The following is a 12185-nucleotide window of genomic DNA, read 5'->3' on the forward strand; positions in this document are numbered from 1 at the left end:
TCAAGTAGAAGTTGACGCCAACCGGGGTTGGTCTTCCCTGGGGCTTGAGTCATCGAACATCACAGTCCGAAGTCGAGCGCCGACCGCTCCCCGTTGATCTTCACTTGATCGCGTCACCGGGAGGGCGTCTGGCTGCACTCTCTACTCTCTGGTGCAAACCACAACAAACATCCCTTAGAGGTGAATCGTGTTAATTGCGACATTTCGTACTAGATGAAAAATTTGTTTCCATTGCCTCTTGAGTATCGCTTTGCATATATGTAACGATGATTCGCCTTGGCGAGTAGGCGGGAGATCCGCCTATGAAGTGAGTTCCGGCCCTGGGTGTCACTCTTCACATGATTTGCGCGCGGTTCGCATCATATTTCGCTATGCGTCTTTCGCCATGCGTTACTTTATTTCGATCTTGTAGCTTGTTTGAAATCTCCTTCTTGTGTTGATGCCCGTCCCCCAAGGCTTCGTTTTTCCAGGAGTTGAGTAATCAGTGAGTACCGTCGATTCGTCCGTTCTCCGACTTGTCGTCGATCAGTCCGCCCGTGTTCTGGAGACCTATCGCATTGACTCAGGACTCATTCAGGAGCATGCCAACGGTGAGCGTCGGATCAAGGAAGGCGGGTACGGCGAGCGTCAGGTCTACGAGCTTGTCCAGAACGGTGCGGACGAGCTGCGAAACGACCCCGGGGGAAAGATCGCTGTCATCCTGACCAAGAGCCATCTGTACTGCGCAAATCAGGGGTCTCCGATCACCGCCGAAGGGGTGGACACGATCCTTCGCATGGGCGTGTCCCGAAAGCGGGGCGGGCAGATCGGACGCTTCGGAGTCGGGGTGAAGTCGGTGCTGAGTGTCACCGACATGCCTGAGTTCTTCAGTAAGGAAGATGACAGAAGCTTCGGCTTCGACCGGGACTGGTCCGCTCGACGGATCAGGGAAGTACAGCCCGACGCTGAGGAGACTCCGGTACTGCGCATGGCACGACCGCTCGATCGCGACCGGGCCGCTGAGGTGGACCCAAATCTCGCTGAACTTCTGGAATGGGCCACCACGGTTGTACGGCTTCCGTTGAAGCCGTCGGCGATAAATCGTCTTGCCAAAGACTTGGACGCTTTTCCGGCGGAGTTCGCGTTGTTCTCCCATCACGTCGGAACAGTCACACTGGAAGACCGGAGAGCAACAAAGATCGTTAAACGGAAGATCTCTCAGGAGGTGAACGGAGGTCGGCGGGGGCTTAGGTTGGTCAGAAGTTCAGGAAGTGATGTGACTGAGCACTGGCGAGTTTTCGCCCGGACGCATCGGCCCTCCGCAACGTCGCTCGAAGAGGCAGGCGAACTCCACGACCGTCCTGAAATCGAGCTTTCCTGGGCCGTGCCGGACCACATTGGTGAGGAAAGCCGACGGAGTAACAGGCTCGGTGAGTTCTGGGCCTTCTTTCCGACCAACTATAAGACCACCGCGCGTGGGATTTTTAACGCTCCTTGGAAGACCAGCGAGGATCGGCAGAATCTCTACAGCAAAAACGCGTTCAACGATGAATTGATTCGGATCATGGCGAACCTTGTCGTTGATTCATTGCCGTCGCTGACTCGGGTGAACGACCCATGTGCCCATCTCGACAGCATGCCGGCTCGTGGTAGGGAAGAGCCCCAGTGGGCAGCGGAGGATTTGGTCTCCAAGATCTGGTCGATCGCCGCCGTCAAACCGACCGTGCCTGACCAGAATGGCGCCTTCGGCACTGCGGCCAAGGTGCGGTTTCATCCGGAGGGACTTCGTTCGGATTGGTTGAAGCTGTGGGCCGATCACCCTGGACGGCCTGAGAACTGGTGTCACCACTCCGTGGAGAGCACTAAGCAGAGACGTGACAGCGTCAACCACATTCTCGCTGCGGCCAATATTTCACGAGCGTCCGTCTGCCAGTGGCTGGAAGCACTGGTAGAAGACAAGATCCCCGATGCGTCGGCGAGAGCGATCAAGATTGTGGCCGCCATGAGGCGTCACGACCCTCTGATGGCCGAGCAGGCGATGAAGGCAAAGATCATTCTCACGGAATCACATGCACTGGTCTCGCCTTCTGATGTGGTCTTTCGACGCAGCACCAGTGATGGCCTTGCCGACAACACGGTCTATGTCGCCGAGAACGTCTATGCGGACGACCCGCGAGTCGTCCGGGCCCTCGACGAGATCGGAATTCACGAGGCCGACTATGCCGGTCGCTTCGCCTCGGTTGTCGAGCGAGGGTTCAGCGTCTATACCGAGCGGGAATGGGTCGCGTTCTGGCAACTCTCCCGATTGGCCGGTCCGGCAGCGACCCTTTCTGGTCTTCGTGCGGGGAACATCATCGCCTCCAAGGCGCTGAAGCTACGGACAAAGTCGGGAGAATTTCGCTGTATTCGCGACTGCCTGATGCCTGGGAAGGTAGTTCCTGCAGACGGATCGCGTGATGAGCGGATCGCCGTCGACTTGGAATTCCACAGTGCGGATAAGATGATCTTGCGCGATCTAGGGTTACAGGAAGGGCCGGTGGCTAGCATCGATCCGCGCGATGAAGCTTGGTTCGGCGAGTATGTCGAGAGCCGATGGAAGCATTACCAGCGCACACTGTCGAAGGGGGAAGTTTCGCCCTCGAAGACCATGATGAAGATCGACGGCACCAACCCCGCCGGCCCGCTGCACTTTCTCACTGAGCTGTCTCCTGACGGGCGAGCGGCATTTCTTGGACAACTGCCCCAACTTGGCTTGGTGACCCGCTGGACGATGCAGGTCGGTAAGAAGGTCGAGACCCGTCGTCCGGTTATGTCTCCGCTCCAATGGGTCGCACGGAAATCCGGTTTCCTGGAAACGTCCAAGGGTTTGCGGCGGACCATCCAATGCGTGGGTCCACAACTTCGGCAGCATCAGAGCATCCTGCCGGTGGCGAATATTTCTGAAGGACTGGCCGAAACTCTGGGGCTACCTGGCAATTTGTCGGACTTACGAGCCTCTTTTTGGATTGAACTCATGGAGGAAGTGGCGAAGTCCGAGGATGATTCCTTTGCCGGCAAGGCGTACGCACTGCTTTTTGAGGCGGAAGCAGAATGGCCGGAAGGGGCGACGACCCGCTGTCGAGTCGGAAACGAGTGGCGCAGCGATGTCGAAGACGGTGACATCGCCGTTACAGCGAGCCGCGCGGAGTACGAGGTGCTCGTGCAGGAACATCTGCCCGCTCTGTTGGCGCCGACGGAGCAGGTGGCGGAGCAGATGCGGGAGATCTGGGGAATGCTCTCGGCATCGGACGTGATTCAGAGAGAACTTCGCTGGGTCGAACAGGCAGAAGCCGTATTGCTGACCGAGGAGTTTCCACACCTGAAAGTTCTCAAGCGGAATCAGGTGGAAGGTTGGTCGCTGGTGCGCTGCAGCGAGCTGGAGGAGGTCACACGCACTCCCAACGGCATGCGGGCGGAGTCGCTGCCCGCCGCGGCTCAAGCTCATGATCACAAGATCTTCGTTCTCCGACCGGAGAACGACCACGCGGCCTTGATGGAGGTCGATCGGGTGCTCAAGCTCGGTGTGGGGGCGAGTGGCTGTCGAGGTGTCCTCGAACGACGTGAGCAGCAGCGCCAGAACGACCGGCTCCGGCGTGCCCGTGAGGTCGAGAGCCCTGCGGAGAAACTTCTCGAACTGGTCGGTTCGGAAGCCCTCAAAAAAGGGCTCCCGCAGGGCTTACTGGAAAGCGAAGAATCGGAGAAGGGGCGAGCTGTCGGCGATCGCAGGATCGCAGAACTGGCGCACAACGCTTACGGAACCGAAAGTCTCCGGATCTACCGCAAGGACATCGAGGCGAACATTCCTGCGGCAGCGGTGAGTTTCCGTGGGGACACGAACTCGCTACGGTTGGTGAACGAGGTCGGTTTCTCGGAGTCCTATGCGGGGACGAAGAGCGAAACCCTCAATCCTGTTGAGATTGTTGGAGGACCGACGGCTTACCCGCGTCTTCATGACTATCAGGAAAAGCTCGCCGCGAACATGTTCGACCTGCTCACCCGGTACAGTGCCCCGAAGGCGATGCTCTGCATGCCCACCGGTGCGGGCAAGACCCGGGTCGCGGCCGAAGCCGTGATCCGTTTTATCAAAGAGCATGGGCTTGGCGGGCGCCCGGTGCTGTGGGTCGCGCAGTCTGGAGAACTGTGCGAACAGGCTGTGCAAAGCTGGGCTTTCGTATGGTCGAAGGTCGGTCCAGAAGAGCGGTTGACCATCAACCGGCTCTGGGAGAGCCGAGAGGCGACCTTGGTCAAGGAGACGCCCCAACTCGTCGTAGCCACCGACGCCAAGCTTGAAGTCTGTCTTGAGAAGCCGGAATACGCCTGGCTTCGGGATCCGGTAATGGTCATCGTGGACGAGGCCCATGTCTCGATCACACCTCGTTACACTAAGCTGCTCACCTGGCTCGGAATCACGCATCGTGAGGCCAACCGCCCGCTGGTCGGGCTCACCGCAACACCGTTCCGCGGATTCAACGAGGAGGCAACCCGCCGGCTCGCGGAACGGTACGGCCGTTACCGGCTGGACGAAGGAGTCTTCACGGACGATCCCTATTCCGAACTTCAGGAGTTGGGCGTGCTGGCACGGGTTGAACATCGGCAACTTAAGGGCGCGACCTTCGAGCTGAGCTCAGAAGAGCTAGAGGAGACCCTGGGATTCAGAGGAGCCAGGCTGCCGCGCTCGGTGGAGGAGCGACTAGGGCTGGACAATGAGCGGAACCGCACGCTGATCGGTGAGATCGAAAGGCTTTCCCCCGACAGTCCAGTCTTGCTGTTCGCCACTTCGGTAAACCACGCGAGAATGATGGCGGCCATGCTCAATGACCGCGGGATCCATGCCGCGTCCATCGACTCCACTACGCCGGACGCGGATCGACGAACCCGCATCGAGGGGTTCCGTAAGCGGAAGGTCCGGGTCCTGACCAACTTCGGTGTGCTCGCTCAGGGCTTCGATGCGCCCGCCACCGAAGTGGTCGTCGTGGCCCGACCGACCTACAGTCCGAACATTTATCAGCAAATGATCGGCCGCGGTCTGCGCGGCCCGAAGAACGGCGGCAAGGAAACCTGCCTGATCCTCGACGTGGCGGACAACATCATCAACTATGACAAGAAACTTGCCTTCACCGACTTCGAATACCTGTGGAGTCGACGGTGAGCAACGCGTACTCTGCAACGCCTCAGCTCACTCCCGAGCAACAGGTTGTAGTGGACCAACCGGCCGACGTGCTGGTCATGGTCACCGCCGGCGCGGGGGCCGGCAAGACGCACACGCTGGTGCGACGCCTGGAGCGGCTGGTGGCCGAGGAAGATCTCAGCGCTGGAGAGATCCTGGTGCTGACCTTCTCCCGCGCCGCGGTGCGGGAACTGAGTGGTCGACTGGCCCGCTATGGAGAGGCCGCGCGCCATGTCAGGGCACGAACCTTCGACTCATGGGCACTTGAACTGCTCACCCAGGTCGACGCGGCCGGTGACTGGCCGAACAGGTCGTTCGAGGCGCGCATCAATGGCGCCCGGCAGGCCGTCGAGGATGGTCTCGCCGACAATCTGTACGAGGACCTGCGCCATGTGGTCATCGACGAAGTGCAGGATCTGGTCGGGGATCGGCGAGAACTGGTGGAGGTGTTGTTGGAACGTTTCGACTGCGGATTCACCGTGGTCGGAGATCCGGCACAGTCGATCTATGGGTTCACGGTCAAGAACGTCGACCAGCGGAAGGGGGAGACGAATCGGTTCTTCGACTGGTTGCGCGCTACCTTCCAGGAAGACCTGGTTGAGCTCGCTCTAACCGAGAATTTCCGAGCCCGCAGCGACGAGGCCAGGACGGCTCTCGGGTACGGAGTGCGGTTGCGGTCGTTGGCCGAAGCCGGAGGCGCTGACGATCGACCCCTCTACGAGGAACTGCGGCTCGCGTTGAAGCGGAACCTCGACATGGGCGAGTTGGACCAGGATTTCGCCGCCACTGCGCTTGGAGATTACGAGGGCACCACCGCCGTGCTCTGCCGTACCAATGGTCAAGCTCTGGTCATTTCGGAGATGTTGCACCGGATCGGGGTGTCACACCGGGTGCAGCGATCGGCTCGAGACCGGGTCGTTCCGGCCTGGATCGGACTGCTCCTGCGCCGGAGTGAGTGGTCAATGCTGGGCAGATCCCGATTCGACGCGCTGCTCGCGAATCTGCCGGTTCCGGAAGGGACATCGTCCGATGTGCTGTGGCGGTTGCTACACGGGTCAGGGCGAGGCTTGGGAAACAGCCTCGATCTCGGGCGAGTGCGTACGGCGATCGCGGCTGGACGGCTGCCAGACGAGTTGACCGCGCAGCCTCCCACACGGCTGACGGTGTCGTCGTTCCACCGGGCCAAGGGGTTGGAGTTCGACCGGGTCCTGATCGTTGATCCGGGACCGCTCCCTTCGGTAAAGGAGGCAAAAAAGGCGAAGCGGGTGATCGATGCCGCCGAAGAGACGAGGCTCCTCTACGTGGCAATGACCCGGCCGCGTGACGAGCTCTACCGGCTGGAGTCGTTGAACATGCGGAACATCCGGGTGGACAAGGACACGAAGCGGTGGGGCCGTTACTTCTACCAACACTGGGCGCGCAAAGGCGTAGAGATAGTCGGCGGTGACGTGCGCACCGCGCAACCTGCAGGGACCTGGGACTTCACGACGGACCCCGGAGAAGTACAGGACTATCTCAGCACAAAAGTGCAGGTGGGCGACGAGGTTGTGTTGGAACGGTCTCAGCCCGACGCGGTAGGGCTGCAGGAGAGTCCGCCGTACCTGGTCATGCATGGCGGGCGTCCGATCGGGACCACGTCCGAGCGGTTCCACGGTCAGCTTTACCGGCATCTAAAGCTCGGCAGTGGCTACGAGCCGAGAAACTGGCCAAGGATGATCACGGGGATCCGGATCGACGCGGTCGAGACCGTGGCAGGTAGCGAGGCCGCCGGAGCCAACGCCGGGCTGGGACCGTATGGCGTTTGGCTGGCCCCCAGGCTCTTTGGGCTGGGGCACTTCATCTGGGACAGAATCGATCAGGAGGAGGGGATCAGTGTCGAAGCACGCTGAGCACTACCGGTTCAGGGAGGAACTGGTCGATCGCCTGCGGCTCGACCTGCTCGGTCCGGTCGGAGGGGAGGAGGAGATCCTCACCGACGCTCCGGTCACCACGTATGCGACCGGTGTTCTTTTTCCCCACGACCTGGACGACGAGCGGGTCTACGCGACGCGCCGGGAGAACGAGGACGACCAGCCCTCGGCGGCCTTCTCTGTGGACGACGTACCGGACACTGGTGTCGCGATGGCGAACCGGCAGTTTCCGTCGTCGATGGGGGTGACCTTCGGTGTCGACCCGAAGGTCGCCTCAGTGATAACGGTGACGGCCACGGCTGCCATGTACGACCCGATCGACGCGACGGGACGGCCGGTTCAGGCGCAGCGAGCGGCCCGCCGTACCACGGAAGAGCAGGATCTACGGTGGCGGCGCCGAGTCCTGGAGCTCGAACCGGTCACCGTGGATGTCACCTCAACAAAACCGGTGCAGAAGTCGCTCGCTCCGGGGGTGGAACTGCGGGTTCGGGTCAGGACCGCCGACCCGGAGACCGGGGCGATCGCTGTCACGGCCGCCCTGCTGAACGTTTTCGAAGTCGACCAGTACGCGCTCAAGGACGCGCACTGCCTGTTCCAGCCAACAATCCACGTCGCGGGTCCCCCAGGGACCAGTGCGTTGGTGGAGCGGCCGGTTCCGGTAGGTGCCAACGAGGAGGAGATGCACGTCAACCGGCTCCTCTACCGGCACGTTCCAGCCTTCGCCATCGGCCACGGCTGCGCCGCAGATTGGCACTGGACCCCGCCCGCGCCTCGAGACGATGAACTGTTAAAGGGGCGTCCAGGAACAGTGGAGGCCGTGTGGACCTCTTTCGTCCCGACGAAGGAGGTTCTCCTCACCGACTCCAACCCAGAGATCGACATTCCGGGGTTGGAGATGGACTATCTCGCCAAGGCTTCTCCGGTGGACGTGTTGACCACCCTCCACCGGCTGGTGGAGGGGTACCGGGCCTGGATCGTCGGACGGGCAGAAGAGGCCAGGCTACTTCAGCGCACCCCGCATGGTGTCTCTGCCGCAGAACAGATCAAGCAGTGTGAGACGGCCTGCGATCGGATGGCCTCGGGTGTCGAGGCGCTTCGAAGCGACTCGTATGCGATGAACGCTTTCCAGCAGGCGAACCGGGCGATGGCCATGCAGCGTGGCCGTACCGGGTGGATCAAGGGGGGGCGGGAGGGAGAGGTCGTTTACGACGGGCGGTGGCGTCCTTTCCAGCTTGCCTTCATGCTTCTCTGTCTAGACGGCGTTGTCGACCACTCCCATCCGGATCGTCGTTTGGCCGACCTGCTCTGGTTCCCGACCGGTGGTGGTAAGACCGAAGCGTATTTGGGGATCATCGCGTTCACGACATTCCTGCGCAGGCTGCGGAAGGGAGCCCTGGGGGGAGGCGTCACCGCTTTGATGCGGTACACGCTGCGGTTGCTCACCCTGCAGCAGTTCGAACGGGCGGCGGCGCTCATCTGCGCGATGGAGATGATCCGGCGGGACAAGCCCGACGACTTTGGGCAGGAGACCATCTCCATCGGCATGTGGGTCGGGGCGGCAGCCACTCCCAACAAGCTGAAGGACGCCTACACCGCGATCGAGCGACTGCGCGACGGGGAGGATCTCCAGACGGAGAACCCTGTTCAGCTACGGAGTTGTCCCTGGTGCGGTACCAAGATGGACGCCTGGCAGTACGAGGTGGACCCGACGGTCTCGCACATGCGAATCTTCTGTGCGGATTCCGCATGTGACTTCCACGGGGAACTACCGGTGCATGTCGTTGACGAGAAGATCTACGAAGTTCGCCCCACGTTGATCATTGCGACGGTCGACAAGTTCGCTCAGATCACCTGGAAGGAAGAGGTCGCGGCGCTGTTCAACAAGAACGGCGACGGCAGGACTCCGCCTCCGGAATTGATCGTCCAGGATGAGCTGCACCTGATCTCCGGTCCTCCCGGCAGTCTCACCGGCCTATACGAGACAGCGATCGACATCGCTGCGGACCTGCCCAAAGTGATCGCGTCCACCGCGACAATCCGACGGGCCAGGGAGCAGGGAAAGAGGCTGTTCGACCGGAAGGTGCACCAGTTCCCGCCGGCCGGACTGGATGCACGGGACTCCTGGTTCGCGGTTGAGACCCCGGCCACGGTCAAGGCGTCCCGGCGCTATGTCGGATTGTTCGCGCCCAGCTCCAGTCAGGCCACCCTGTTGGTCCGGGCATACGCGGCGCTGCTGCACCACGCAGCGAATATTGAGGGCGTCGCGGCGGTCAGGGACGCCTATTGGACGCTGGTCGGATACTTCAACAGTCTCCGACTTCTCGCGGCGGCCGAACTGCAGGTTCTGGACGACGTCCAGGATCGGCTCAAACTGCTTGCCGAACGAGAGGGGAAGGAGTCGCGCGCCGTGGAACTGCTTGCCGAACTGACCAGCCGGGTGAAGTCCAGCGACGTGCCGCAGCGGCTCAAGGATCTGGAGCGAGGTCTGCCCGACGAGGGCGCGTTCGACGCCGTCCTTGCCACCAACATGATTTCTGTCGGTGTGGATGTGGATCGTCTCGGTCTGATGGCGATTATGGGTCAGCCGCAGACGACCGCCGAGTACATCCAGTCGAGCAGCCGGGTGGGCCGACAGCACCCCGGGCTGGTGGCCATGCTGTTCAACGCCAGCCGGTCCAGGGACCGGTCTCACTATGAGAGCTTCGTCTCCTACCACTCGGCGCTTTACCGGCAGGTCGAGTCGACCAGTGTGACACCGTTTTCCGCCCGTGCTCGAGACCGGGCACTGCACGCGGTGGTGATCGGTCTGGCCCGGCTCCTCTACCCGTCGCTCCGTCCGAATGGTGCAGCCGGGCAAGTAGAGGATCACAAGCCTCGCCTGGAGGAGCTCAAGGACCTGATCATGATTCGGGTCAGGGCGGTTGCCCCCGAAGAGGCTGCCGGCACGTCCGATGACCTCGACTTCATCTGCGAAGAATGGATCAAGCTGGCCAAGGACAACCAGGCTCTGGTCTACTCCGCGAAACCGCGGTTCAAGCGGAGCGAGCGGCGGAATTCCAATACTGCTCTCCTACGCAGCTACGCCGATGAGGATCTCGCAGACGCGTTCCCAACGCTGTGGAGTCTGCGCGATGTCGACGTCGAATCCGACCTCTACCTGGAGAAGTGACATGGCGCTGCGCGAGCGACGTAAGGGTGCCGGAAAGAAAGGCCCCGAGCGGGAAGAGACGAGGACGCCCGTTGGCGGAGTACGACGAGCCCAGATGATTACCACCTACGGTGTCGGTGGCATGGTGGCCATTGATGACCAGTCGTACATCGTGAGCGGCCTGGACACCTGGCGGGTGCGACCGTCAGATGTCATCTACGAGCCCAGGCTCCAGTACTGGTTGGGAGTTCCCAAGTTCCAGTTACCTCCGGCGGACAATCCCTCATCCGGCAGTGGGGTGAAGATCAGGCTGTTCCCCGAGCTGTACTCCTGCCCTCGATGCAATGTGCTGCAGGAGTTCAGGCGATTCGGTTCACCGACGGGCAAGAGCTTGTGCGGGACGTGTGAGAAGTCGCTCGTTCCCTCCCGGTTCGTGATCGCCTGTGAGAACGGGCACTTGGATGACTTCCCGTACTTCGCTTGGGTGCACAAGAAGACCGAACGTGGGGAGGAGAAAGCCAAGCACGGACTCACTCTGCACAGCACCGGACGGACGGCCTCGCTTCGATCGGTGCACATCAAGTGTCTCTGTGGGAAGAGCGCGTCGCTGGAGGGCGCCTTCGGAGGCAAGGTGATGGATGCGCTGGGGATCAAGTGCAGTGGTCGTCGTCCCTGGCTTGGCTGGGGGACCGATCAGATCGGCTGTTCGGCGACACCGCGAACGCTTCAGCGAGGCTCCTCGGCCGCTTGGTTCCCGATCAACCGATCGGCCCTGTCGATCCCGCCGTGGTCCGAGAGCCTGCAACAGCGGCTGAACCCGTACTACGAGGCGTTCAACGGGCTCATCGACGATGGCGCCCCAGAGACCATGATCTTGAACAACATCAGACGCTCGGGCATCGTGGACGACGAACGGTTCACCCCAGAGACGGTACTGGAGGCTGTACACCGACGGAGGGAATTGACGGCGAGCGCCGGGTCGGACTCTGATGACTCCGCAGGATTCGAGCCGGCAAACAACCTGCGGCGGATGGAGTACGAGCAGCTGTACGAGGGCACCGGCCAGGTTGAACGAGGCGAAGACTTCGAATGCGTTCCGGCCGCAGCCGACTCGTGCACTGACCTTCCTTACGGTGTAGCCAAGTCGATGCTGGTCAAGCGACTCCGCGAGGTGCGAGCGCTTCAGTCGTTCACTCGGGTGGACATGCCCGAACCGACCAATGCCGGGTTGAGAAACGCTGCGCTCTCAAAGGAGAAAGTCAGCTGGTTGCCCGCCATCGAGATCAGCGGTGAGGGGGTCTTCCTTGCGATGGATCAGAAGAAGCTGCGTGAATGGGAGAAGCGCCCTGGCCCCGTCACACGAGTCGAGCAGATTTGGCGCGGCCACACTGCACATCTCCGCCAGCAAAGAGGTGACAGCAGGGCGCCCGGCGACATCACATCTCCGGTCACTCCGCGTTACGTGTTGCTGCACACCCTGGCGCACATACTCATCAACGAGTGGACGCTGGAGGCCGGCTACCCGGCGGCGGCCCTACGCGAGCGACTATATGTTTCCGACGACATGGCGGGCATCCTCATTTACACCGCCACCAGCGACTCCGAGGGCAGCCTTGGCGGAGTGGTCGCCCGAGGTGAACACCGCAACCTTCACCACTCGTTCGAGTCGGCCCTAGCCCGTGCCGCCTGGTGCTCGCAGGACCCGCCCTGCATCGAGTCCGAAGCCAGAGGTTTCCTCAGTCTTAATCTGGCCGCCTGCCACGCCTGCGTTCTGCTGGCCGAGACGAGTTGTGAGGCGCAGAACCTCTTCCTGGACCGAGCGTTGATCGTCGGCACTCCGGAAGCCCCATCCATCGGGTTTTTCTCGATCGCGGATGGACTACGTTGACCCATCGCTGTCCGGCTTGATTCGAGTCGAACAGTGGTTCACAACGGACAAGGA

Annotated in this window: 4 protein-coding genes; all 4 read left to right on the forward strand. The window is 61.5% G+C overall.

All coding sequences use genetic code 11. The features are described from left to right. The first annotated feature begins 484 nt into the window (after nucleotides 1-484). Genes ACSC1Q_RS24100 through drmB form a run of 4 tightly spaced genes read left to right on the forward strand, consistent with a single transcriptional unit; the run spans nucleotide 485 to nucleotide 12131 of the window. Nucleotides 485-5167: a DEAD/DEAH box helicase gene (locus tag ACSC1Q_RS24100; protein WP_436760971.1), complete on the forward strand. Its 4683-nt coding sequence runs from the start codon at nucleotides 485-487 to the stop codon at nucleotides 5165-5167. After that, nucleotides 5164-7074 (forward strand): UvrD-helicase domain-containing protein, encoded by a 1911-nt coding sequence (locus ACSC1Q_RS24105; protein WP_436760972.1) that lies wholly within the window; start codon nucleotides 5164-5166, stop codon nucleotides 7072-7074. Before ACSC1Q_RS24100 ends, ACSC1Q_RS24105 begins: the two co-directional genes overlap by 4 nt. Beyond that, nucleotides 7058-10264, forward strand: a complete 3207-nt coding sequence (locus tag ACSC1Q_RS24110; RefSeq protein WP_436760973.1) for a helicase-related protein — start codon at nucleotides 7058-7060, stop codon at nucleotides 10262-10264. Before ACSC1Q_RS24105 ends, ACSC1Q_RS24110 begins: the two co-directional genes overlap by 17 nt. 1 nt (nucleotide 10265) lies before the next feature. Continuing rightward, nucleotides 10266-12131 carry a DrmB family protein gene (gene drmB / locus ACSC1Q_RS24115; protein WP_436760974.1) on the forward strand — a complete coding sequence of 622 codons (1866 nt, stop codon included), beginning with the start codon at nucleotides 10266-10268 and terminating at the stop codon, nucleotides 12129-12131. Nucleotides 12132-12185 lie beyond the last annotated feature (54 nt).

The sequence above is a fragment of the Streptosporangium heterodermiicola genome, from assembly GCF_051390675.1.
In the GTDB taxonomy this organism is placed as follows: domain Bacteria; phylum Actinomycetota; class Actinomycetes; order Streptosporangiales; family Streptosporangiaceae; genus Streptosporangium.

Bases quoted from the DNA above. Each gene is read 5' to 3' on its own strand.
- drmB (WP_436760974.1), top strand. From the start codon at position 10,266: ATGGCGCTGCGCGAGCGACGTAAGGGTGCCGGAAAGAAAGGCCCCGAG.